We start from the raw sequence: 23,839 nt of genomic DNA on the forward strand, positions 1-23,839 counted from the left end.
AAACCTGAATAGGACTGGAATTTTCCCCATTCTCGAACTAGGGTGTCCCCAACGCAAGCCATAGGAACTAAAATCTTTGCGTAAATTATTCTGCCCTAAGGAGGAACCGCGACAACCATGAGTAAAGCAGAATTGCTGGGGGCGATCGCTGGTCTGAATCGCGGTATTTTAGCTAGCCCCGGAGATCGCAAACGGGTGGCAGCACTCACGACAGACGTTGAAGCACTGAACCCCACCCCTAATCCTTTAGCTGCAACAGATAAACTGGCAGGCGACTGGCGGCTCATTTACACCAGTAGTCAAGCCTTGTTAGCCTTAGATCGCTCCCCCATCGTTAAGTTGGGGCACATCTACCAGTGCATTCGCCCACAGCAGCATCGCATTTACAATATTGCCGAAATTTATGGCGTGCCTCTCCTTGAAGGGGTGATTAGTGTCCTAGCACGGTTTGAACCCCTGACCCAACAGCGCTTACAGGTGTATTTTGAGCGCTCGATCGTTGGCTTTCGCCAGTGGCTGAACTACTATTCCCCCTCGCAGTTTATTCCCCAGCTCCAGAGCCGTCGCCCGTTGCTTGCCCTTGATGTTCCCTTAAACGACAATGAGCAACAGGGGTGGCTAGATATTACCTACCTCGATGATGATTTGCGGATTGCCCGTGGGAATGAGGGCAGCTTATTTATTCTCAGTCGCGTTTAGACGGCAACAGGCTATAATGGCAGTCCCAGTCTGTGCCGTTCTCCCCCTATGAGCGAGAGTTATAAAGTCCTCAGTGATAATCGACAGGCTCGCTTTCAGTACGAGATTCTGGAGACCTACGAGTGCGGTATTGTCTTGGTGGGCACAGAGGTCAAGTCTATTCGTGCGGGCAAGGTGAATTTACGGGATGGCTTTGCCCGCATTCGCAATGGTGAAGTGTGGCTGTTGAATGTCCATATTTCTCCCCATGAGCGTACGAACCAGTCCTACAACCATGATCCCCTGCGCGATCGCAAACTCTTGCTGCACAAGCAGGAAATCCGCAAACTCATTGGTAAAGTAGAGCAAAAGGGGTTAACCCTCGTGCCCCTAAAGCTGTACCTCAAAAATGGTCGGGTGAAAGTTGCCCTTGGGCTGGGGCGGGGTAAAAAGCTGCACGATAAGCGAGCCGACCTGAAACAACGTCAGGATAAGCGCGATATGGAACGTGCCCTCAAGCACCGCTAAGCTGAGGTTGGCGATTGGTGCAGCACCTGCGAAAAACACATAGGGATTGCTTGGTAGCCCCGTACGTTAGTACGGGGAGGAAAAGCCCTTAAGCAACGTTAGTCGCCTACCAGTGATGAGGATCATTGAAGATCATTAATGTAGTTTTGGATTATCTCTGCGCTAAGATGCCCAGCGGTGCAAAAAAAGTAGCTTCTGCTCCAGAGACTAAGCAGTTTCTTCAACAAAACCTCCGAGAGACCCCGCGCTTCGACAAGCCGCGGAGGGATAGGAGCGGCGGCTGAGGGGTACACCTTCGGTGGGCTTTGCCTACGACACCCCGAAAAGCCGCCAATAGCGTATAATCCTAGCAGTGAACCACACCATCAGTTATCGACTCATCCAGCAGGCTAAGGCGACAAATCAGGCCATCGCAATTGACGATCTCACCGGCATCCGAGAACGCACCAACGAATTGCCCCGTTCTAGGACTGAACGGCGATGCAGTAATAGCTGGGCGTTCTATCAGCTTCGCTAATTCCTTGCCTACAAGGGCGTGAAGGTTGGCGTAGCCGTGAAGCGTGTAGAGCCTCGCTACACCTCGAAAACCTGTCATTGTTGCAACGTGATAGGTCATCGGCAGGGCAAAAGGTGTGCGTGCCTGAACCTGTCCTGCGGTTGGATAGGAGATGCTGATGTGAATGGAGCGAAAAATATCGCTACTTTGGGGGGTCTTGTAAACACCCTTGGAGGCTCCAAGATACTGTCTTGCCCATGGCAGGATGTTGTCTTGAGGGCTGCTGAAAGCCCCGTCCTCTATCGGGCGGGGTAGTTTACACGTTGCAGTCCTTTGAATAGAACCCTGATTCCTAGAGGTCGCTGGCCTTGGAGACCACACTGGCCGCTTGGTTCGGGTTATCGCGACCTTGTTGCAGTTGCAACACTTGAACCGCCGCGGCAAGGGACAGAACCCATCAACTCCAGATTATAATTGAGTGGCTTCGATGTCAAAGCAATCGCCTGTCAACACAACTCGCTTAGAGTGCGGGCTTCTCGCTTCGTCGGGGAGCCACGGTACAGTGCAGGGCTTATCTACCCCCAACCCCCCACAAGCTAAACAGCGCGATTCTCTGCTAGGGGGTAAACACTAACCCGCTTACGCGTTTTGCCATAGCGCTCAAAGGTGACAACGCCAGCAATGGTGGCAAACAGTGTATCATCACTGCCACGCCCCACGTTCACCCCCGGATGGAATTTAGTGCCCCGCTGCCGCACAAGGATATGGCCAGCTTTGACCACTTCGCCACCAAATCGCTTCACCCCAAGGCGTTGGGCATTGGAGTCACGACCATTACGGGTACTGCCAGTTCCTTTCTTATGTGCCATGGTAACCTCCTAGCTATTTGAATTCAGGGCTTCACCGTTGAGGCGAATCTCGTTAATCATGATGCGGGTTAATTCTTGGCGATGCCCTTGTTTTTTCCGCGTTTTTTTCTTGGGCTTCATTTTATAGACAATTACCTTGGGGGCACGGCGATGCTGCAACACTGTACCGGTAACAACAGCTCCACTAACGTAGGGTTGGCCAACATGAACGCCAGCATCGGTTTGCACGAGTAATACTTGCTCAATATCAATGGTGCTGTCGGGGTCAAGCGCTAACCGCTCCACATCATAAAACCGCCCGGCTTCGACTCGCAGTTGCTTGCCACCGGTTTCAATAATTGCGTATGCCATAGGGGACCTAAAGTAACTCCTTGCCGTGCAGGTGAGGGCGCATTGTCCTCTTGGTGAACCTGTTCCGTGCAAATTCAGCAGTTTTACATCATAGACTTTTGAGCTGGGTCTGTCAACGACCTTAGCCGACCCAGGGGACACTGCTGGTGGAAACTTTATTGAGTTGAGAGAGCATCGAGGCATCGATCTCGTTGAACATCTCTGGATAGTAGAAGACCAGTAATGCCCTGCCAATGCCGATCACATCTTCGTGGTGCAACAAGGTGCTGTGCCTGATGAGCAAGCCATTGATTAAGGTTCCATTGCGGCTGTGGTAATCAGCAATGAAATAAAGGGGCTGGTTGGCGAAAAGAAAACTATTAATAACAGCGTGAACTCGCGAAACATAGCGATCGCGAAGGATAATGCTGCAATCTTTTTGGCGACCAATGGTCCACTGGCGATCGGGGGTGAGAGCAACGTCGCGTTTGGGTTGCCCATACTCGCGAATAATCAGCCATGCTCGATGATGCGTGGGCGTTGTCATGGGGTTCCCGATGACGGCCTAGACTACAAAGGTAGCACCATCTCCTTGGGCGGCTTGCCAACTACGGGCATCAAAATACAAATCTTCAAGGGAAATACTGTCAAGGGCATCCTGTAGTTTTTGGTGCAGTTGCTGCCAGAGACTCAGGGTGACCCAGTCAGCGGTAGCAGCGTCAGGCTCCGGCGGCTGCAAAAAAAGAGGCTGAGGGGACTCACCCACCGCAAGAAGAATCTGCCGCAGTGAAATCTGTTGCGGGGGACGAGCTAGTTGATAGCCACCATAGACCCCCCGCAGCGATCGCACTAGGCCGGCACGCCGCAGTTCGATCAATAGTTTTTCTAGATAGGGAGCGGGAATATTTTGGCGCTCGGCAATGGCACGCACTGAGGACGGGCCATACTGCGGCTGTAAGCTCAGGTCTAAGAGGGCTTTGATACTATAGTGGCCGCGGGTTGTCAGGGTCATGCAGCCTGTCCCACCGTCGTAATGTAGAGCACGGCTTCGTCAGCGGGAATGCCCAGTACCTCATTCACCTGATCATCAAAAAAGCCACCAATGCCGCTAACCCCTAACCCCAAAGCAGTTGCCGCCAAGTTCAAGCGCTGCCCCAAATGTCCTGCATCCATGTGCAGGTAGCGGTAGGCACGCTCTCCATAGCGGGCGATCGCCGCTGCTAAGTTGGCGGTATGGAAAATGACGACGGCGGCATCCCGCCCTAACTCTTGATTGAGACAGAGGAAGTGCAGTTGCTCCTGAAAATTCTTAAAGCGAATTTGTCGCAGTTCGTGATTTGCCACAGCGTAGTAGTAGCAGCCCTCTTCTAAGTCACTCACGCGAGTGACCGCAACAAAGGTTTCCACTAATGAGAGATCAAAGAAACTAGGGGCCTCATCCAGTCCTTGGTCGCGGTAGGCTTCGGCATGGTAGGTAAAGGTCAACAGCGCCGCCAATTGATCTAGGGTGATTCCCTTGCCACTGTACTGGCGGGTCGAGCGGCGCTGCAAAATTGTCTGTTGCAACGCCCCTAGGCCAGTATCCCAGTTCAGTACGGTTTGCGGCAGCGATACCCGCAAGCCAAAGGGGAAGTTGTATTTATCGTCCGGTGCAGCGTTGGGAAGGGCACCCCCACTGTTGAGAGTGGGCACGGTGGTCTCTTCAACCTTTGACATGCCGTAAATGATGTCTGTGTTTGTGAGCGCACTCCCTTGATGACAAGCAGCAAGGAGATCGCCATCAGGGATTGCCCCATAGTCATAGCAGACGGTGGACGCTAAGGCAGCGGGAAAGGCAGAGAGATTTTGTGACACCTGCAGTAGATCCGCGAGCACCACAACCCCCAGTACCGCTTCTTGGGCTGAGTCTAGGTAAAGCAGATCGTTGATTTGCGAGTCCACAAAGCCGCCGATGAGGTGAGAGCGAAAATCATTGATGCTGGCAGCCAGTTCGACATTGCCGAGTAGGTGACCAATATCTAAGCAAATGCGTCGATAGGCGCGATCGCCATAGCGCCAAGCAGAGCGATAAAATACAGCCGTTACAATCAGCGCCACTTCAGTTGCTTCAAGGGCTGGATGCCACAGGCAAGCATCTTGAAGGCCAGACCAGTGGTAACTTTGCCAAACCTGTACAAGGGCATGATCCTTAACTTGGTAGTTATAAATCCCCGCTGGAATGAGGCGATCGGTACGGGTGATGACATAGACTTCGGCTGGGTATAGCCCCCCTGCAGAGGGGGCTGCTCGCATTAAGAAGGGGCGATCGGGATAGGGCACCACTGCTGTTACCCCATAGGTGCAGTACAGCAGCCGCGAGAGTCGTTGCCAATACCGCTCTGCGGCGGTTTCCCCTTGCCTAAAGAATGGCTTGAGTGGAAAGACCTTGCCCAAGGGATAGGTTTTGAACGGTTCCGGTTGGCGGCTCCAGTCGAGGCCACGAGCCTGCTGCGCTAAGGTTTCTGGGGCATACTTGGTGCGCTCGTGGTAGTGCTGTGCCAAGGATGAATGCTCAAACCCCATCGCCATTGTGCTGCCTCATCAAGTTAAGAAACCATTAAGTAATATGAATTTCCCTGATAACTCCCCCTACAGTCAGAAAGACGTAAGTAAGAATACTTAGTTCACTGTAAAAACTCTATTTATTATTATGGCGAAATTTAGTGCCGAGGAGCTACTGCAAGCCTATGCCATGGGAGAGCGGGACTTTAGGGGGCTAGATTTGCGGGGGGTGAGTCTATTTGACGCAAACTTGGGGGATGCGGATTTTAGTGATAGCAATTTAGAAAATGCTTATCTTCCCTACTGCCAGCTGAATCGAATTGTGGCCACCGCCACCAATCTACGCCAGAGTGAACTGGGGGATGCCCAGCTCTACCAAGCCAATTTAGCGGCAGCAGATCTCGAGGGGGCACGCATGATGCGGGTAAACCTGCGCTCGGCCAACCTCGAGCAGGCCAATTTAGCGGGAGCTAACCTCCAAGGAGCGGATCTGCGCTCGGCTAACCTGCGCCAAGCGAACTTGCAGGGGGCAAATTTACAGCAGGCCAACCTTGAGCAGGCGGATTTAACGGGGACTCAGGTGCAGCGGTGTAATTTTTTTCGGGCGACGGGAGTGGACTTGAGCCATGCGATGTGTGATGCCACCACGATCTGTCCCGATGGTCACTTTTATGGATGAGCCACGGTGATGAGTGTAACGGGGTTGAGGGGGTGCAGGCGGTGTCCGCTGCCTAAGGGAACTGAACGGCTTAGTTGCAGGTGGAGGAATTGTGGTTTGAGATGGTGTTGATGACACCACGCCAAAACTTGGCCTTGGTGCTCAAGGGTGGCGATCGCCATGACGATACGGCCTTGGGGGGGCAGGCGTGACCATGCCACCTCTAAGTTGGTGGCCAACAGCGTGCCGCTGCCCCCAATAAACACTCGATCGGGATCAGGGAGGGAATCCAAGGCGGTGGGAGCTATCCCCTGAATCGGTTTTAAGTTCGCCAGACCAAAGCGATCGCGGTTCTGGCACAGAAGTTGATAGCCGACGGCGGTTTTTTCAACGGCATAGACGGTGGCATGGGGTAAAAGGCGGGCGATTTCTACGGCGACACTGCCGGTGCCAGCGCCAATATCCCAAATCACTTGCACTTGAGGGGTCAAGGCCAATTCTGCCAAGGCCAGTACCCGTACCTCTCGTTTAGTCATGAGACCGGGGCGATCGCCAAAGCTAAAGAATTGGTGATCCTCTAGGCCAAAGCAGGGGAGATCCGCAGCGGGGATCTGCTGAGGTTGCCGTACCAGCACCACTAGGTTGAGGGGATGGATCTCGGGGGAGGGAACCGGTGGTTGGTGCAACTCCCAAGGGAGAATCTGCTCCTGGGGGCTACCCAAGGCTTGGCAGACCCATGCTTGGTAGGACACCGGCAGGTTTAGGCGTTGATAGAGCGCACTGATGGCGGTGATGTCGGCCTCAGCATCGGTGTAAATGGCAATTTTGGCCGTGCCTTGTTGCAGTAAGGGAATCAATGCCGATAGGTTTCGCCCGTGGGCACTACAGATAGCGGCATCCTGCCACGGCAGCTTGAGCCGACTAAAGGCCAACTGCACGGCGGTGAGGTGAGGATGAAAGGTCAACTGCTCCGCTGGAAAAACTGTGAGGAGCCAGCGGCCTAGGCCATAAAAGAGAGGGTCACCACTGGTAAGAATGACAACTTGGGGATGTAGTGTGGTGTTCAGGTGGGTTTCTAGGGCAGTAAGACTATCGTTAAATTGGCGTAGCTCAAGACGCGGAATGCCAAGCTCCGGAATCAGGGCAAGGTGGCGATCGCTCCCCACCAACAGCGTTGCCGTCTGGATGATAGCTTGGGTAGCACTCCCCAGACCCGCCATGCCCTCCAGACCGATCCCCACCACATGGATAGGACTCAAGCGTGCCCCTCCTGCCACGCTAAATCCAGCAGGGCATTGACAATGGCCGCAGCAACCGCCGAACCACCTTTGCGCCCAGACACTCGAATTTGGGGCACAGCTAGGTTTGCAAGGGCAGCTTTAGACTCCACCACATTGACAAACCCCACCGGCACCCCAATCACCCCTGCTGGCAGAACCGATCCTTGACGTAGGCGATCGCACAGCGCCATTAATGCCGTGGGGGCGTTCCCAATCACAAACAGCCCCTGGGGATACTGCTGCCAAGCAGCAATCATCCCGGCTTCAGTGCGGGTTTGATCGGGGGCTGGTGCCTGCCCATAGTCCAAGGCGGTGATCACAGGATTTGCAAAGGTACGGCTGGCCATGGTTTGAATCCCCACGGTGACCATCCGCACATCCGTAACAATGGGCACTCCGGTGGCCAAGGCCTGAGTCATGGCGGCAACAGTTGCTGCCGGCGCGTACAGCAGATCCTTAAATTCAAAATCAGCCGTGCTGTGGATAATCCGCCGCAAAATGGCATAGGTGGCTGGATCAAGGCTGTGGTCGCCGATTTCGTGATCAATAATCCTAAAACTCTCTTGGGCAATGGGATGAATCAGAGACACAGGACTTCTGCTAGGATAGGAAAGCTGTCTAAAAAGGAGAGATGGCCGAGTGGTCGAAGGCGCAGCACTGGAAATGCTGTGTGGGGCAACTCACCGAGGGTTCGAATCCCTCTCTCTCCGTACCCATTTTCTGCCAGATTAGACCTATTTCCATCGTTTCAGGGGTCTATTTTTGCTGTTGATTGCGATTTCTAAAGCTCTCTGTTGTTCCACAGGCAAATCGCTAGAATATGAAAAATAGAGCGTTTGTCTCTTTTTATGGTATTACGCAGACGCACTCAGGAATCACTACTGCCTGAACCTTAACAACGTAAAAACGTCCGCTAATTACTTGAGGACTTTTAATTTATGCGTAACTCTTGGATCATTTCACTACTGGCGATCGCTAGTCCACTGACGGTTGCAACCTTGCCCGCCTCTGCCAACTCTGCAACCATTGGCTCCATCGAGGTCAGCCCAGATCTACGCTCCGCCCTACAAACAGCACCTTCAACCTCTGCCAATGCCAATGAACTGCAATATCCTGATGGATTAGAGGACAGTTTATCCCCTCAACCCGTGCGGCTGCGGCAAGACCCCAAAGTCTATAAGCAATTTGAAGAGCCACGGAACAACCGAGGCATTGGCTTTAGTGTAGGCATCTGAGTACTGGAAAGTGTACACCTTGGTTAATAGGGGTTAGGAAGCAGAAGCACCACTCAAACGCTTTTGAAGAGAGCTGACCCGTCGCTGGGCAATCCCATTGTTAGGATCGTGCCTGAGGGTGTGCTGATAGGCCTCAAGGGCAGGCTGAGCCAAGTTTTTCTTTTCGTAGGCATGACCGAGGTTATTCGCCGCAGTCACGTACTCAGGCTGATTTTTCAAGGCATCCTTGTAGTAACGAATAGCCAAATCGTACTGCTCCTGAATAAAGTAGGCATAGCCAAGGGCATTGTAAATAGGGGCTAGGTAGGTCTCCTGCTCATTTTCCGCTGCCTTTAGCGCCTTTTGCAGCAGGGGAATAGCCTGAGTAGCTAGCTTTTTGCTGAGATAGATGCTGCCCAGTTCAAAATACTCTTGGGTTGTGCCCGGCTCTTGCTTGAGCTTGCGTTGTAGCCGCGCCAAGGTGGTTTCAATCCGGCGGGTTTTAATAATTTGCCCCAGCACAAACCATGCAGACACCCCCAACAATACAATCAGCACCCCTAAATACAGGGCAGGTAATGAACCGTCCATGGTACTCAACGTCCTCAATCACAAGAGACAATCATACATATGAAGGGTGTTTAAGACCCGAGGCATACACATCCCTAGGATTATCATAAATACATGACTTCCTTCAAACACCTCAGTGAACGGAGGCTAAATCACTCCCGCGGAGGTGGCACACGGCAGATTTAAGGCACTTCTTTTCTGGGCATTGCATAGTATAGAAATATAGGTATGAATTAGGGGAGAAACGAATACAGTGTCCCGAACGTCAATCTACCCATATCCGTAAGAATGGATGCAACAGACAAGGGTACGAAACTGTCAAGGTATGGCAGGAGAAACTCATGACTACAGGGTCACCACCAAATTATCACGGTGGATAATTGTGTCTGCACCACTATAGCCAAGGATGCTGGCCAGTTCGGTGGACTGCTGCCCTTGAACGCGACGCACTTCGTCATTGTTGTAGTTCACCAGCCCGCGAGCCACTTCTGCCCCGTCAGGATCACAGAGCTTTACTGCATCTTGCGCTTGAAACTCGCCACACACTTTCGTAATTCCTGCCGCCAACAGGGAGCACCCACCCTCGGTAATGGCTTTGACTGCCCCGGCATCCAACCATAACTCGCCTTTGGGGATCAAGGCACGGGCAATCCAGCGCTTGCGGGCATTAATGGTTTTGGGTTTTGGTTCAAACTGGGTACCCAAGGACTCGCCCGCCATCACTTTCAGAATGTTGGTGGGCGATCGCCCATCGGTAATAACCGTTCGCACCCCCGCTTCAGTGGCAATCTCTGCTGCGCGAATTTTAGTGGCCATCCCACCCGTGCCCCACGGCGAACCCGCTGCCCCCACCTGTACCGTTTGCTCTAGGTCTGCAAGGGATTGAACCCGCTCAATGGGCACAGCCGTTTTATCCAACCGTGGATCCGCTGAGTAGAGACGATCCACATCCGTCAGCAAAAAGAGCCAATCGGCTTCGACTAAGCTGGCCACCAACGCCGAGAGGGTATCGTTATCTCCAAATTTCAGTTCATCCACTGCGACGGTATCATTTTCGTTGACGATGGGAATGACCCCCAAGTCAAAGAGAGCCTGAAATGTATTAAAAATATTGAGGTAACTTTGGCGATCGACAAAGTTCTGTCGCGTTAACAGAATTTGGGCGATGGGCTGGTGCAGCACACTAAACAGATCATCGTACATCCGCATTAAGTGACCTTGCCCCACGGCTGCCACCGCCTGTTTTTGCGCCAACTGTTGTGGACGCTCCTGCAACCCCAGCCGCACTGCTCCTACGCCCACCGCTCCCGAAGATACCAGCACGACGCGATCGCCCCGCTGCCGACAGCCCCAGAGCACATCCACAAGCTGGGCGATGGTGGCCAGTGCCAGAGTTCCCTCCTTGCCCCCTGTCAAACTAGAGGTGCCAATTTTAACCACAATGGTTTGTGCCATGGTGCCTAACACGATCCACCATAAAAATATACCCCCGTCCCTAGGGCGGGGGATCATACGCTAAAGGCGTTTATCGGAACGATGAGAGTACTTTAGGACATGGCTTGGATAATGTAGTCAAAGTAGGGAGCAGCAACTTCCGCCTCCTCGGCACTCAACAGCGACAAGGAAGCATCCTTCAGACAGCGAATGGCTTCTACCATACCAGCCATCGGCACCCCTAAGGAGTTGTACATTTCCCGCACCCCAATGAGTCCAGTGCGCTCAATGGGTTCCTTGTCCCCTGACAAAATACCGTAGGTAATTAAGCGCATATACCAGCTATAGTCGCGTAAGCAGAGGGCACGCTGTTTTTGGCCATAGGCATTACCACCAGGAGCAATAAAGTCAGGCCGCTTTTGCCACAGTTGCTTACTGGCTTGCTCTACCAACCGTTTTTCATTTTCAGCTAATGTCGTGGCAATGCGTAGGCGTTGCGCACCCGTTTCAAAAAAGTCACTAATTGCCTTGAGTTCGCCTGTGGTGGGGTAGCGCAATTCATCGTCCGCTTTGAGAAGAACCTGACTAATGACACTCATATTGCTAACACCGCTTAATACATTCCTCATTTTAGAGGACGGTGGTCGCCCGGTCACAGTTTTTTTCACCCCCTTAGCCTTTTGTGAATGTCCTACGCCTTTAGACAGCGGGTGAAAAGCTAACAAAGAAAGCGAAGTGCGGGAACGAGCAGAGCACCGTGGCGCTGCTGTCGATGACAGGGTTGGTGCTGAGGCATACATTCCCACCTAGACCTCCGAGGTGCTCCCGCCACAGCGAAGCTTGGCGGTCAGGGGGGGAGGAGCGCTGTCGAGCTTCGCTGCGCCAAAGGCGTATGAGTGCGGCTCAATACCGCCGAAATCAGCAATACTCTTGACCATTGCAGGCAATCTTCACGTGGTGGTAAAGTACCAACCATGAAACAAGTCCTGACACTCGTTGTAAAGCTTCAACCTACGCCTGAGCAAGCGTCCAAACTGGCGGCAACTCTTCAGGTGTTTGCTGATGCGTGCAACTATGTCAATGACAACACCCATCCCAAACTCACCAACAAAATCGCTCTTCAGTCCTTGACCGACCAGACCATCAAAGAGACATTCTCCTTGGTGGCCAACATAGCGCTCAGGGCGTGCGCTGGTGTGGCGGCAAACCGTAAGACTGCTAAACTCAAAGGCAAGCCTGTTAAACGGTTTGCACCAACCAGTATGGACTGTGGCAGCGATCTGTTTACCTTCAACGATAAGGAGTGGCAGGTTAGCCTTGCAACAGTTCAGGGCACAGAGAAGGTGAAGTTGGATGCAGGCCATTACCAAAGAGGCACACTCAAAGGGCGTCAGCCAACCTCGGCTCAGCTTTGCAAGCATCGAGACGGCAACGTCTATCTGCACATCCAACTGAAGACTGAAGCACCAGAGTCAGACCAATCAAGTCAATCAAGTAATGTGATTGGCGTTGACTTTGGACGCAGAGATATTGCGGTTACGTCTGAAGTGGAAAAGTGGGACGGTCAGGACATTCAGCAAGTTAGAGATCGGTTGTCTAAGGTGAGAGCGTCGCTCCAAGCAAAACGCTCGAAAGGCACCAGATCGACTCGCCGCAGGGCAAGACAGAGTTTGCAACGGTTGTCGGGTAAAAATCGCCGTTATCAGCAATGGTTGAACCATCAAATCAGCAAAGCGATTGTGCAGCGGGCTAACGCCTTGAATGCTGTAATTGCTGTGGAAGATTTGACAGGTATCAGAGAACGCACCAACAAGCTGCTGCGCGACAAGACCGAGCGACGCAGATCTAGTGGTTGGGCATTCTTTCAATTGCGTTTGTTTATCGCCTATAAGGCACTTCAGGCAGGCGTTCAGGTGCTTGCGGTTAATCCGGTATATACCTCGCAAATCTGTCACCAATGCCTGCACATTCATCCAGTGCAAGGCAAGTCTTATCGAAGTGGCAAGGGGTTTACTTGTGGCCATTGCGGTTGGCAGGGGGAGGCTGACTTGAATGGAGCAAACCTGGTCAAGCGTTTGGGTCTGTCTTTAAACCAGCTTGGAGGGGCCGAGAAATTGTCTTGCTCTTTGAGTGAGCATATCTTGAGGGCTACTGAAAGCTCCCGTCTAGAGCGCGTTAGCGCTTAGCGGAAGTTGTTTACAGAGGCGTTGAGAAGCAACAATGGGCATCTTTGGTGGCATTTTAGTTGTGGTTGCAGTTGTGTTGTTTTTTGTGCAACGCCACTATCGCCTGAAGCTACGCAGCCTCAAGTTAGCAACCCCATCTACCACCGCTGAACTGCATCACCTAGGGGAGCAAGTGGCACGGGAAATTGGCGGTGGCAATCTGCGCGAATATGTAAAAATTACAGGCCAAGTGACGACGGAGTCTCCCTTAACCTCAGAATTAAAGCAGGTGCCCTGTGTGCACTACAAAATGTCTGTCACGCGGGAGTACGAGGAACAGGTACGTGAGACAGATAGCGACGGGCGGACACGTTGGCGTACCGAACGTCGCTCTGACACCATTAGCAGCAATAGTCAGTCGATTCCCTTCCGTCTGCGCGATCGCTATGGTGACATTGAAGTGGATCCGACCGGGGCGGATATTGAAACTGTACAGGTCTTAAATGAGTTTCGCCCCGCCAATAATGCCAATCGGCTCTCCTTCGGGGCATTTACCTTGAATATTGGTACCTTGTCCTTCGGCAGTGGCACCACCCTCGGCTACCGCTATCAGGAATGGATTTTGCCCGTGGATCGCTCGGTTTTAGTGGTGGGGACTGCTAGCGACCAGACGGGAACCCTACGGATTGAGCGCCCAACTGCGAAGGGGCAAAAGTTTTTTATTTCCCTGAAGTCGGAAGACAGCCTCACTCAAGACACCAGTAATACCATTCTTTATACTGGTCTGGGGGCGGTGGCCTGTGGTGGCATCGGAGTGCTACTCATTTTGCTGAGCCTGTTCTAGCGCTTCGCTGAGGGCTAGCCAGTCTCTCAGGCTCAAGGCTTCAGCACGGCTCTCGGGAGGAAGTCCCAGTTCCGCTAAGACCTGACGAACAGCACTCGGATCAACCAGTGATTTTAAGGCATTGGCTAGCATTTTGCGGCGGGTGGCAAACCCCTGCTTCAGCAGCCGCTCTAACCACTGGGGGGAAGTCACCTGAGGTGGCGTTGGGTGAGGCCGTAAACAGATCACCATCGATTCCACTTGTGGGGGTGGCTGAAAGGCGCGCGGGGGAACGGCACAGACAGGTTCACAGGTGGCCAAGAACTGGCTACGTACTGAAAGGGCACCGTAGGCTTTGCTGCCCGGTTTGGCCATGAGGCGATCGCCAATTTCCTTTTGCACGAGGAGGATGAGGCGCTCAAAGGCGGGGGTGCGAGGCTGGCTCAGGGTTCCCAGTAAGTGTTCTAGGAGCGGGCCTGTGATGTTGTAGGGAATATTGGCCACTACTTTGTTGCACCCCAAAGCCGCCAGATCAGTGCGCAGGATGTCCCCTTCCATCAGCACGAAGCGATCGCTGCGGATCTGCCGCTTCAGGCTTGCACATAAATCGCGATCCAGTTCCACCGCAACCACCGCAACCCCAGCCGCCAACAGGGGACGAGTGAGTGCACCGCGCCCTGGGCCTACTTCAAGGACGCGATCGCCCGGTGTTAAGTGCGCCGCAGCAATCATCTGTGCCAACACCGCTTCACTGCGTAGCCAGTGCTGGCCAAACCGTTTGCGAGGTCGATTCACCTACTGCGGGCCTAACCCCACGGTCGGGGCATACACTGCCTGATCCCCCAGTTCCGCTTCAATGCGCAGCAGGCGGTTGTACTTGGCAACCCGCTCACTGCGGCACAGCGAACCAGTTTTAATTTGCCCTGAGCGAGTCGCCACGGCCAGATCCGCAATGGTGGTGTCTTCGGTTTCACCGGAGCGGTGGCTGATCACCGAGCGGTAGCCACTACGGGTCGCTAAGTCAATGGTTTGCAGCGTTTCAGTGAGTGAGCCAATTTGGTTGAGTTTGATTAAAATGGCATTGGCCACACCGCTGTCAATACCGCGCTTGAGGCGTTTGGGGTTCGTCACAAACAGATCATCCCCCACCAGTTGCACCCGCGTGCCTAACGCTTGGGTGAGGAGCCCCCAACTCTCCCAGTCTTCTTCTTGAAGGCCGTCTTCAATGGAAATAATGGGGTAATTGCTCACTAGTTGCTCATAGTAACTCACTAGCTCAGCGCCACTACGGCTGGCATTGTCAAAGGTATAGCAGCCATCTGTGTAGAACTCGTTAGCGGCAACATCAAGGGCGAGCGCCACTTGCGTACCGGGCGTGTAACCTGCGGTTTCGATCGCTTGCAGCAAAATATCTAGTGCCGCCTGATTCGATTCAAGGTTGGGGGCGAACCCACCTTCATCGCCAACCCCCGTGAGCAGCCCTTTATCCGCCAAGACCTTGTTCAGTGCCGCAAAGACCTCTGCTCCCCAGCGTAACCCTTCGCTAAAGCTAGGAGCGCCAACGGGCATAATCATAAATTCTTGGAAATCAATAGTGTTGGCGGCATGGGCACCCCCGTTAATCACATTCATCATCGGCACCGGCAGCACGTTAGCGAGGGGGCCACCCAAATAGCGATAGAGGGGTTGTCCAAGGTACTCGGCAGCGGCTTTGGCGATCGCCAAGGACACCGCCAAGATGGCGTTGGCACCTAAATTGCTCTTGTTCTCGGTGCCATCTAGCTCCAAAAGGCACTGATCAATCGCGGTCTGATCCAGCGCATTTTGATCCACTAAAGCACTAAGAATCGTAGTTTCAATATTTTCTACGGCGTGCAGCACTCCTTTGCCCCCGTAGCGCTTGGGATCGCCATCGCGCAATTCGTGGGCTTCAAAACTGCCGGTTGACGCGCCACTAGGAACTTGAGCCAACCCGACCACGCCACAGTCTAGTTCAACTTCTGCTTCTACCGTGGGTCGCCCGCGGGAGTCTAAGATTTCCCGGGCACGAATGGTTGCGATCGCCGTATCCATCATGAGCATTATCCTGAGTATGCAGGTTAGATTTTACTGGTTCCGCACCGCTTTACCCAAGTACAGCCGGTTACGTTGGGGCAAGAATTCCAACTTTTTTATACAGCTGAGCGCGGGGGCATGCCTTAAGTGCCTATCCCGCAGCCACTCCATCGCGGATGACTGTAAAATCTTGTTAAGGAATTTAAGGGATGGTTGCGTTGCTGAATTCAGCCTGTTCCTAGGGATCTTGTGTTAAGTAGGCTGCACAGGTTTGCTGAACTAGCGATCGCCCCGCAAAGATAGCAACTTCCCCACAGGCGCTATAAAAACCATGTAAACAGAGGTGAATTTTTTATTAAAAATCACGTACTAGTAGTCTAATGTACATTTTGCCAATCTGTATTAGCCTTAATCTAAGTTATTTCCGATTCCTCATAGAGCCAGTGTTTGCATGAGTAATTTTTCCGATTCCAACGGTCACGCCCCTAACTCCTCTGCTGTTCCACCAACCGATGACCATTGCGATCTCTACATCGAGAGCGATCGCACGGGCATGACGGTGCAAACCCTGAAGCGCGCCTTTGTCGATAACTTGCACTACATCCAAGGCAAAGATGCCACCTTTGCCACCCCCTACGATTATTTCATGGCACTGGCCTACACGGTGCGCGATCGCCTGTTGCACCGCCGCATTAAAACCGCCCAAACCTATTTTGAGCAGGATGCCAAAGTAGTTTATTACCTGTCGGCGGAATTTTTGATCGGGCGGTTATTGCTCAATAACCTCATTAACGTCGGCCTTTACGAGCAAGCCAAACAAGCCATGGCAGAGTTTGGGCTTGACCTGAATGAGCTGATGGAGCGAGAGCCAGAACCTGGCTTGGGCAATGGGGGCTTGGGTCGGCTGGCAGCTTGCTTTTTAGACTCCTTGGCCACCTTGGAAATCCCGGCAGTGGGGTATGGCATTCGCTATGAATACGGCATCTTTGAGCAAGTCATCACCAACGGCTGGCAGCACGAAGTACCCGATAACTGGCTCCGCTTTGGGAACCCGTGGGAAATTGCCCGCCCTGACTACAACGTCGAAGTGAAGTTTGGCGGCCATACAGAAGCCTACACCGATGCTCAAGGCCACTATCGGGTGCGATGGGTGGCAGGCACCACCGTTCTTGGCACCCCCTACGATACCCCCATTTCCGGCTACGGCAAAAATACCGTCAACACCTTGCGGCTGTGGAGTGCCCGCGCTGCCCAAGACTTTAACTTGCAAGTCTTTAACGCCGGGGACTATACCCAAGCGGTTTCGGAGAAAACCTTTAGTGAAAACATCTCCAAAGTTCTGTATCCCAACGACAATACCCCACAAGGGAAGGAACTACGGCTGCGGCAGCAGTATTTCTTTGTCTCGTGCTCACTGCAAGATATTATTCGGCTCTATCTGCGCAAGCACACCAGTTTTGATGCATTCCCCGAAAAAGTTGCCATCCAGCTAAACGATACCCACCCGGCCATTGGGGTGGCGGAATTGATGCGACTGTTGATTGACGAGTATCAACTGACGTGGGAGGAAGCGTGGGACATTACCCAGCGCACCTTTGCCTACACCAACCATACCCTTCTTTCTGAAGCCTTGGAACGCTGGTCTATTGATCTGTTTGGGCGACTGTTGCCGCGTCACCTAGAGATCATTTATGAAATTAACTACCGCTTCCTCAATGAAATCCGTCAGCGATATCCCGGTAATACCGCCCGCTTAGCACGGATGTCTCTGATTGAGGAGGGGCACCCGAAGCAGGTACGCATGGCGCACTTAGCCTGTGTGGGTAGCCATACGGTAAATGGCGTGGCCGAACTTCACACCGAGCTAATTAAACAGGAATTGATGCGGGACTTCTACGAGATGTACCCCGACAAATTCCAAAACAAAACCAATGGCATTACTCCACGGCGCTGGCTCCTCCTGAGCAATCCCCAATTGGCCAAGCTGATTACCGATACCCTCAACAGCGATCGCTGGCTTTACCACCTAGAAGACCTGCGAGGCTTAGAACCCTACGCGACGGATCCGGCGTTCCACGCCAAGTGGCAGAAGATTAAACAGGCCAATAAGGAACGCCTCGCCGACTACATCTGGCGCAACAATCAAATTGAAGTGGATCCCTACTCCTTATTTGACATTCAAATTAAGCGCATCCACGAGTACAAGCGCCAGCACTTGGCCGTGCTGCACATCATTACCCTGTACGAGCAAATTAAGGCCAACCCCAATATTGATATTCAACCGCGCACGTTTATCTTTGGTGGCAAGGCGGCACCCGGCTATTTCATGGCCAAGATGATGATCAAACTGATCAATTCTGTTGCGGCTATGGTGAACCACGACAGCGATGTCAATGGTCGCCTCAAGGTGGTATTCCTGAACAACTATTCGGTGTCTCTGGGGGAAATTGCCTATCCGGCGGCGGATCTCTCAGAGCAGATTTCCACCGCAGGGAAAGAAGCCTCAGGAACCGGCAATATGAAGTTTGCCCTCAACGGTGCGCTCACCATTGGCACCCTAGACGGCGCAAATGTGGAAATTCGCCAAGAAGTCGGGGCTGAAAATTTCTTCCTCTTTGGGTTAACAGCGCAGGAGGTGATGAGCCTCAAAGCGGAAGGCTACAATCCCCGTGACTACTACAACAGCAATCCGTTGCTGAAAAAAGTCATCGACAGCCTCATTTCCGACTATTTTTGCCCGCGGGAGCCGGGGTTATTTGAGCCAATTGTTAGCTCACTGCTCAATGACGATCAATACATGCTCTTGGCGGACTATCAGTCCTATATAGACTGCCATCAGCGGGCAGCGCAGGCCTTCCGTGATAAAGACCGCTGGACCCAGATGTCGATTTTGAATGTGGCGCGCATGGGGAAATTCTCTAGCGATCGCACCATTGCTGAATACTGCAAAGACATCTGGAAGATTGCACCAGTGCCCGTCTCCTTAGATGCGTGTCGGCCTGCCTTCCAGCCTGCACGAACCACGCAGGCCAGTAGTCTCTAGAGCCAAGCCTGCTGCCCAATCTAGTGGAGTGCTGTTCTTTGCTCTACACTGGACAAGGTTTGAGCAATGAGGAGAACGGCATGGCGGGGATCGGGTCAGCCCTACGGGTATTTCAAAGTCGCAAGATGGCGGCACTCCTACTGCTGGGCTTTTCGTCCGGCTTGCCGCTGTTTCTCACCAGCCGTACCCTCCAAGCTTGGATGACCGTAGAGGGGGTTGACCTCACGGCGATCGGGCTGTTTAGCTTGGTGGGGCTGCCCTACTCCCTCAAGTTTCTGTGGTCGCCGCTTTTAGATCGCTATACCCTGCCGTTTTTGGGGCGGCGGCGGGGCTGGTTGTTACTGATTCAAGGGCTACTGCTGGTGGCGATCGCCCTGATGGGGCTACAGAACCCAAGTGCCAGCTTACGGTTACTGGCGATGAATGCTTTGGCGATTGCGTTTTTAAGTGCCAGCCAAGATATTGCTGTCGATGCCTACCGCGCCGATGTGCTCGATCCCCTTGAAATGGGTGCAGGGGCGGGKATTTATGTGTTGGGCTATCGAATGGCGCTCCTGATCACCGGATCCGCTGCGTTGATCTTGGCGGATCAACTGCCATGGCCGCTAGTCTATGGCGTGATGTCGCTATTGATGCTGGTGGGGATGCTGACAACCGTTTGGGCACCGGAGCCTGAAGTACAGCCACCCGCTCCCCGCTCTTTGCGCCAAGCGGTGCTCCAACCCTTTTTAGATTTTTTTCAGCGGTATAGCTGGGGGACGGGGCTGATTATCCTAGGGTTTATTTGTTTGTATCGCTTGGGGGATGCTCTTACGGGGAATATGATGACCCCCTTTCTGCTGCAACAGGGCTTTAGCCAAACAGAAATTGGCGCTGTGCAGGGCGGAATTGGTCTCATTGCCACCATTGTTGGTGCGCTGGCTGGGGGGGCTGCTATCAGTCAAATTGGCATTCATCGTGCCCTTTGGGTGATGGGAGGGCTACAGGCCTCTAGTAATGTGTCCTATTTTGCCTTGGCCAATGCGGGTGCAAATCCGGTTGTTATGATTGCTGCCATTAGTATTGATAATTTTTGTGCGGGGCTGGCGATCGCTGCGTTAACAGCACTTTTAATGAGCCTCTGCAACCCCCAATTCAGCGCCACTCAGTATGCACTCCTCTCCAGTTTATTTGCCTTTAGTCGAGATGTTCTGGCCGCTCCTGCCGGGAAAGCAGCGGAACTCATGGGCTGGCCCTTGTTTTTCCTCTTTACGATTGGTGCTGCCCTTCCCGCGCTGCTGCTGTTGCCCTTCTTTGCACCATGGCACCCCAAAGCCGATGTTCCCCGACCCGGCAGTGATGGCTAGCATTCAGGCTGGGCTGGGTGTATCGCTGCCGAGCCGCACAAAACTGCGTCGGGGGCGTTTTTTCCAAGGAATATCCAGCATACCCGTTTGGGAGCGGCCACTACTGATTTTATGCTTCACCTTCACAGGACGGTAGTCTGTGAGAATCCGCAGACTATTGAGTTCTGCTAATAGGGTTGCCCCATTGCTAATGAGCACCGCCAGCACTGGGTGTAGGCTCAAAAATACCCCTGCTAAGACCACACTGACGTTGGGAATAACCACCAAGGCAATGTTTTGGTTAATAATCTCCATGACTTCTTTACTGAGGGCGATCGCCTGAATAATCCCTTCAAGATTATTATTCATCAGTAAAATATCTGCCGTTTGCCGTGCGGCATCACTGCCCTCCGGCAGGGAAATGGAAATGTCGGCGTAGGCCATCGCCGCTGTGTCGTTAAACCCTTCCCCAACGTAGGCCACGACGTTTTCGCCATTATTCTTAAACTTCTTGAGAATCTCCACCTTATCTTCTGGCAGGGTATTGGTATAAATTTGGCCAAGACGAAACCCAGCAGCATAACCAACGGCGTTGGCAACTTCGTGGTGATCCCCTGTCACCATATAGCATTCAATGCCGCGATTTTGCAGATCGGCAATGACACTGGCCGTTTCTGGGCGCACCGGATTGCTGTAAAAAAGGACAGCCACCAGTTCACCATTACAGGCAACGCAAGCAAGGGAGCGATTCCAGAGCACGCCCTCGTGGGAGCGAAGTTCTTCAAGGTCGGCGTCAATATTGTTGTCAGTCATAAACTGGTGTGTGCCCACCAGAATCTGCTGTCCCTCTACCAACCCCATAGCACCGCGCCCGGGTTCATAGCTCCAATCTGAGTACTCGCCGGGGGAAATTCCCCGCGCTTGGGCGTACTCCATCACCGCTAAGGCAAAGGGGTGGTTGATGTGCTGCTCAATGGTACTGAGCCAGTACAGGAGGGTGTCTTCGCTAAGGTGTTCTTTGAGAATTTCCACCCCAGCAATGGTGCCCTTTACTTCCGTGAGAGTGCCGGTTTTATCAAAGACGATAATATTTACCCGCGAGAGTAGCTCAAGGGCACGACCATTGCGCACATACACGCCTACTTGGGGAGCATGGGTCAGGGCGGCCAAAATGGCTGTCGGAATGGTAATGCCAATCCCAGCGCCAAAGTCAAGCTGTAACGGGGCGATCGCCCGGTGAGCATCCAAAGTCAGCCCATACACAAGAGCAGAGACCCCCATGGCCGGTAAGATCGCTTGGTTAGAAATTTCTTCGGCGTAATTCTCAATGCGTGTATCGAGTTGGGGGGCTTGTTTGGCCAGTTGGAGCGTTTTCCCCACTTGGGTATCATTGCCAACGGCCTTAGCAGCAATACAGAGTTGCCCCCGCACCACCAAAGACGAGGCCAGCACCGCCTGCCCCGGTTCACAGGTCAGTAAATCCGACTCACCCGTCAAAAACTGCCGCTGAATCACCGCTGACCCCCAGAGCACCTCGCCATCGACAGGTACTGCCGAGCCAGCCGCCACAATGACGTGATCCCCCACGTGTAACTCACGAATTGAGACGTTACGACGACTACCATCCCGCTCAATCCAGTAGGTGCGCTGCTGATCAAGGGGATCAAACACTTGGGCTTCACCCACCTGTGCTGTCATGTCCCGCAGGGAGCCCCCCATTTGGCTCATGAACACCGCTAGCACCGGAGCCATATACTCCCCTTGCAAAGTATGCAGAATTGTCCACAAGGATTCCAGTTGGGTGACGTTAAGATGGCGATGCTCAAGGCTTTCGAGGGCTTCCTGAAAGGTGGGCAGAGCAATGATGGTAATGATTGTCGCGACAATTACTGGATAGAACGGAGTTTGCAGTGGCAATAGGGCAACAATGGCTAACGCAGCCACGGGCAAGGCCATCTTTTGCAAAAAGTAGGTGGTGTTCCATGGGGAATACACCTGCTTGTCAATCGACAGAATGGTGGGGCTGGGTAAGTCAGGGTCAGCGGCGCGACGGATCAGGGAACTAAACAGTGCAAGGTGACTCTCGCCATCGCTGTTATATTCGATCACGATACAGGCGGCAGCAGCATTGACGCGAATTTGCTGGACAACCTCCTGCTGCACTAACAGGTGCTGGAGTTGACGCAGGTAGTGATCGTCATAGCGCAGACGAGGAACCCGCAGCCGCAATCGCCCGGGAAGGTGATGAACCACTTCGTAGGCAATGGTTTGGGGGTCAGTGGTGGTCATGGTCATGGGGAATTACCACATCGTCAAGGGAGGATTGGTGGGGTGCTGGCGTACTAATGAGGTCATGAATGTTTTGCTGCATCGTAATGCAGATTGCATCTAATGGTAAATCATTTAAGTCGCGGCCAAAGGGGTTTTCAATTTCAATGCCAATTTCCTCAACGCCAAAGAGGGTAAAGGCAATCAGACCCACCATTGGCCCTGTTAACCACCCTAGATCATCCACCAGTTGGAAGGGTAACAGCAGACAGTACAGCAGTAATAACTGCTTGAGGTGAATGGCGTAGGCCAAGGGGATCGGTGTTTTCAGGATGCGCTCACAACTGCCTAGGGCATCTACAAGCAGCACGAGTAACTCATCCATATAGGTGAGTTGATACAGAGACAACTGACCACAGCGGTGTTGTTGATGCAGATACGATTCTATCCATAGGGCAATGCGCAGCGGCACATTTTGTATCGATTGCAGTTCCTGATATTCGTGAGGAGCAAGGAATGGCTGAAGCTCTACAAAGGTTTCGTGGCGCAGGTGCTGCTTGGTGGCGATCGCAAAGGCGCCCACTAAGTTCACGGCTTTGATTTTACCTTGGCGATCGGCGGCTGTTTGCTCATCAATGGCCGTCCACATCAAGCGGGTTAAGTTGCGGGAGGCGTTGATGATGTTCCCCCACTGTCGCCGTCCTTCCCAAAACCGCTCGTAGGCGGTGTTGGTGCGAAATACAAGGAGTAACCCGAGCACAACAGAGGGGATTAAGCTGCCCAGAACTGGCCAATGCAGATTGACGATGTAAATGTCTGCCGCTGAAATCAACACCCCAAAGGCAACACAAAAAAGCACTTCTGGCAGAATGGCAGGAATGACGGAGCCGCGCAGCCGCAGCGCCAAGCGCAACCAATTTGTCTCTAACAATAGCCGCTTAACGGCACTAGGACTGAATTGGCGCAGTTGGTGGTTGGGAGGCAAGTTCAAGCGTAAAAATGAGGTTCGAGGCATACATAATCCTAGAACGGAGTTGCGTTCCCAAACAATTACCTCTTTGGCTGCCACGAAAACTGGGATACGGTTACCGATACTTGGCATGCAACCCTCGAGGATGCGAAAGCACAAGCTGCGTTTGTAATTATAGAAACCGGAGGGTTCGGGAACCGGATAAAACCTCGCTCGTTCCCGACGGGGATACAGAACGGTTCCCGCGCCTACGGCAGTAGGCAGAATCAGTCTTGACATTCTTCTCCAGACAAAGTGATGTCCTGACTGATACGTGCAATGACGAGTCGATTTTAGCTGTATGCCATCTTCTCTCATACGGTTGCTATTCACGTAAATCGGCATCTATAATAACTGCATACCATCTTAACCCAATGATGTTTTTAGCCGTCCAAAAAGATGTTTTTCAACCTGACAAGCAGCTTGCTCAGTTGCTTACTGAGTTAGCGCGTCTTGCCAACAATCTCTACAACCAAGGCGTGTATGAGTCTCGGCAATACTTCTTTGAGCAAGGACGGAACCCGTTCAAGGTTCTGAAGTATGTCAACCTCTG

The 23,839-nt window shown here is 52.9% G+C and carries 22 protein-coding genes, 1 tRNA gene and 2 pseudogenes; 10 read left to right on the forward strand and 15 right to left on the reverse strand.

The window, feature by feature from the left end; all coding sequences use genetic code 11:
• Nucleotides 1–117: 117 nt before the first annotated feature.
• Nucleotides 118–699, forward strand: coding sequence for a PAP/fibrillin family protein (locus L5220_RS11925; protein WP_499573806.1), 582 nt, complete (start codon nt 118–120; stop codon nt 697–699).
• A 48-nt stretch (nt 700–747) separates the two neighbouring features.
• The gene (gene smpB, locus L5220_RS11930) at nt 748–1,206 is read left to right on the forward strand and encodes an SsrA-binding protein SmpB (RefSeq protein WP_448514186.1); all 459 of its coding nucleotides are present in this window, start codon (nt 748–750) and stop codon (nt 1,204–1,206) included.
• Between the two features lie 122 nt (nt 1,207–1,328).
• Here smpB and L5220_RS11935 read toward each other — a convergent pair.
• A pseudogene (locus L5220_RS11935) lies at nt 1,329–1,430 on the reverse strand (transposase); the annotation flags it as partial.
• Nucleotides 1,431–1,735: 305 nt separating this feature from the next.
• Here L5220_RS11935 and L5220_RS11940 point away from each other — a divergent pair.
• Nucleotides 1,736–2,017 (forward strand): annotated as a pseudogene (locus tag L5220_RS11940) (zinc ribbon domain-containing protein); the annotation flags it as partial.
• A gap of 281 nt (nt 2,018–2,298) precedes the next feature.
• Here the strand turns inward: L5220_RS11940 and rpmA are convergent.
• The 5 genes from rpmA to L5220_RS11965 form a co-directional block, all read right to left on the reverse strand.
• Complete coding sequence (gene rpmA, locus L5220_RS11945) at nt 2,299–2,571, reverse strand: 50S ribosomal protein L27 (RefSeq protein WP_099798250.1); 273 nt, start codon at nt 2,569–2,571, stop codon at nt 2,299–2,301.
• A 9-nt stretch (nt 2,572–2,580) separates the two neighbouring features.
• Nucleotides 2,581–2,922, reverse strand: coding sequence for a 50S ribosomal protein L21 (gene rplU / locus L5220_RS11950; protein ID WP_099798249.1), 342 nt, complete (start codon nt 2,920–2,922; stop codon nt 2,581–2,583).
• A 121-nt stretch (nt 2,923–3,043) separates the two neighbouring features.
• Nucleotides 3,044–3,448 (reverse strand): FHA domain-containing protein, encoded by a 405-nt coding sequence (locus tag L5220_RS11955; RefSeq protein ID WP_448514185.1) that lies wholly within the window; start codon nt 3,446–3,448, stop codon nt 3,044–3,046.
• An 18-nt stretch (nt 3,449–3,466) separates the two neighbouring features.
• Nucleotides 3,467–3,913, reverse strand: a complete 447-nt coding sequence (locus L5220_RS11960; RefSeq protein WP_099798248.1) for an Rrf2 family transcriptional regulator — start codon at nt 3,911–3,913, stop codon at nt 3,467–3,469.
• The gene (locus tag L5220_RS11965) at nt 3,910–5,469 is read right to left on the reverse strand and encodes a SagB/ThcOx family dehydrogenase (protein ID WP_227517539.1); all 1,560 of its coding nucleotides are present in this window, start codon (nt 5,467–5,469) and stop codon (nt 3,910–3,912) included. The genes L5220_RS11960 and L5220_RS11965 overlap by 4 nt, the downstream gene beginning before the upstream one ends.
• 121 nt (nt 5,470–5,590) lie before the next feature.
• Between L5220_RS11965 and L5220_RS11970 the strand changes: the two genes are divergently transcribed.
• Nucleotides 5,591–6,121, forward strand: coding sequence for a pentapeptide repeat-containing protein (locus tag L5220_RS11970; RefSeq protein WP_499573809.1), 531 nt, complete (start codon nt 5,591–5,593; stop codon nt 6,119–6,121).
• On the opposite strand, the gene cbiE is transcribed toward L5220_RS11970, so the two are convergent.
• Together cbiE and L5220_RS11980 are read right to left on the reverse strand one after the other, a co-directional pair.
• Complete coding sequence (gene cbiE / locus L5220_RS11975; RefSeq protein ID WP_448514183.1) at nt 6,112–7,359, reverse strand: precorrin-6y C5,15-methyltransferase (decarboxylating) subunit CbiE; 1,248 nt, start codon at nt 7,357–7,359, stop codon at nt 6,112–6,114. The genes L5220_RS11970 and cbiE overlap by 10 nt on opposite strands.
• Nucleotides 7,356–7,970 (reverse strand): precorrin-8X methylmutase, encoded by a 615-nt coding sequence (locus tag L5220_RS11980; RefSeq protein WP_448527059.1) that lies wholly within the window; start codon nt 7,968–7,970, stop codon nt 7,356–7,358. Before L5220_RS11980 ends, cbiE begins: the two co-directional genes overlap by 4 nt.
• A 35-nt stretch (nt 7,971–8,005) precedes the next feature.
• Between L5220_RS11980 and L5220_RS11985 the strand changes: the two genes are divergently transcribed.
• Both L5220_RS11985 and L5220_RS11990 read left to right on the forward strand, forming a co-directional pair.
• Nucleotides 8,006–8,090, forward strand: a tRNA-Ser gene (locus L5220_RS11985).
• 228 nt (nt 8,091–8,318) lie between these two features.
• Nucleotides 8,319–8,615 (forward strand): hypothetical protein, encoded by a 297-nt coding sequence (locus L5220_RS11990; RefSeq protein WP_499573811.1) that lies wholly within the window; start codon nt 8,319–8,321, stop codon nt 8,613–8,615.
• Between the two features lie 33 nt (nt 8,616–8,648).
• Here L5220_RS11990 and L5220_RS11995 read toward each other — a convergent pair whose 3' ends face one another.
• The 3 genes from L5220_RS11995 to apcD all read right to left on the reverse strand — a co-directional run bounded on the left by L5220_RS11995 (nt 8,649) and on the right by apcD (nt 11,197).
• Nucleotides 8,649–9,185, reverse strand: coding sequence for a tetratricopeptide repeat protein (locus tag L5220_RS11995; RefSeq protein WP_448514180.1), 537 nt, complete (start codon nt 9,183–9,185; stop codon nt 8,649–8,651).
• A gap of 324 nt (nt 9,186–9,509) precedes the next feature.
• Nucleotides 9,510–10,634 (reverse strand): glutamate 5-kinase, encoded by a 1,125-nt coding sequence (gene proB / locus L5220_RS12000; RefSeq protein ID WP_499573833.1) that lies wholly within the window; start codon nt 10,632–10,634, stop codon nt 9,510–9,512.
• Between the two features lie 77 nt (nt 10,635–10,711).
• On the reverse strand, nt 10,712–11,197 hold the full coding sequence (apcD, locus tag L5220_RS12005; protein WP_448525430.1) for an allophycocyanin subunit alpha-B: 486 nt from the start codon (nt 11,195–11,197) through the stop codon (nt 10,712–10,714).
• 375 nt (nt 11,198–11,572) lie between these two features.
• On the opposite strand from apcD, the gene L5220_RS12010 reads away from it, so the two are divergent.
• Both L5220_RS12010 and L5220_RS12015 read left to right on the forward strand, forming a co-directional pair.
• Nucleotides 11,573–12,784 carry an RNA-guided endonuclease InsQ/TnpB family protein gene (locus L5220_RS12010; protein WP_499573814.1) on the forward strand — a complete coding sequence of 404 codons (1,212 nt, stop codon included), beginning with the start codon at nt 11,573–11,575 and terminating at the stop codon, nt 12,782–12,784.
• 34 nt (nt 12,785–12,818) lie between these two features.
• Nucleotides 12,819–13,607 carry an E3 ubiquitin ligase family protein gene (locus L5220_RS12015; RefSeq protein ID WP_099798118.1) on the forward strand — a complete coding sequence of 263 codons (789 nt, stop codon included), beginning with the start codon at nt 12,819–12,821 and terminating at the stop codon, nt 13,605–13,607.
• Here L5220_RS12015 and rsmA read toward each other — a convergent pair.
• The gene (gene rsmA / locus L5220_RS12020; protein ID WP_499573817.1) at nt 13,581–14,381 is read right to left on the reverse strand and encodes a 16S rRNA (adenine(1518)-N(6)/adenine(1519)-N(6))-dimethyltransferase RsmA; all 801 of its coding nucleotides are present in this window, start codon (nt 14,379–14,381) and stop codon (nt 13,581–13,583) included. The genes L5220_RS12015 and rsmA overlap by 27 nt on opposite strands.
• Entirely contained in the window at nt 14,382–15,671 is a 1,290-nt protein-coding gene (eno, locus tag L5220_RS12025) for a phosphopyruvate hydratase (RefSeq protein ID WP_499573835.1), read from the reverse strand.
• Between the two features lie 523 nt (nt 15,672–16,194).
• Here eno and L5220_RS12030 point away from each other — a divergent pair.
• Together L5220_RS12030 and L5220_RS12035 are read left to right on the forward strand one after the other, a co-directional pair.
• Nucleotides 16,195–18,684, forward strand: coding sequence for a glycogen/starch/alpha-glucan phosphorylase (locus L5220_RS12030; RefSeq protein ID WP_499573838.1), 2,490 nt, complete (start codon nt 16,195–16,197; stop codon nt 18,682–18,684).
• Nucleotides 18,685–18,764: 80 nt separating this feature from the next.
• The gene (locus L5220_RS12035) at nt 18,765–20,030 is read left to right on the forward strand and encodes an AmpG family muropeptide MFS transporter (protein ID WP_499573819.1); all 1,266 of its coding nucleotides are present in this window, start codon (nt 18,765–18,767) and stop codon (nt 20,028–20,030) included.
• Between the two features lie 3 nt (nt 20,031–20,033).
• On the opposite strand, the gene L5220_RS12040 is transcribed toward L5220_RS12035, so the two are convergent.
• Together L5220_RS12040 and L5220_RS12045 are read right to left on the reverse strand one after the other, a co-directional pair.
• On the reverse strand, nt 20,034–22,304 hold the full coding sequence (locus L5220_RS12040; protein WP_499573821.1) for a heavy metal translocating P-type ATPase: 2,271 nt from the start codon (nt 22,302–22,304) through the stop codon (nt 20,034–20,036).
• Entirely contained in the window at nt 22,285–23,292 is a 1,008-nt protein-coding gene (locus L5220_RS12045) for a bestrophin family protein (RefSeq protein WP_499573824.1), read from the reverse strand. Before L5220_RS12045 ends, L5220_RS12040 begins: the two co-directional genes overlap by 20 nt.
• Nucleotides 23,293–23,839: the final 547 nt, after the last annotated feature.

This window comes from Synechococcus sp. PCC 6716 (assembly GCF_022570815.1).
Lineage (GTDB): Bacteria > Cyanobacteriota > Cyanobacteriia > Thermosynechococcales > Thermosynechococcaceae > Thermosynechococcus > Thermosynechococcus lividus.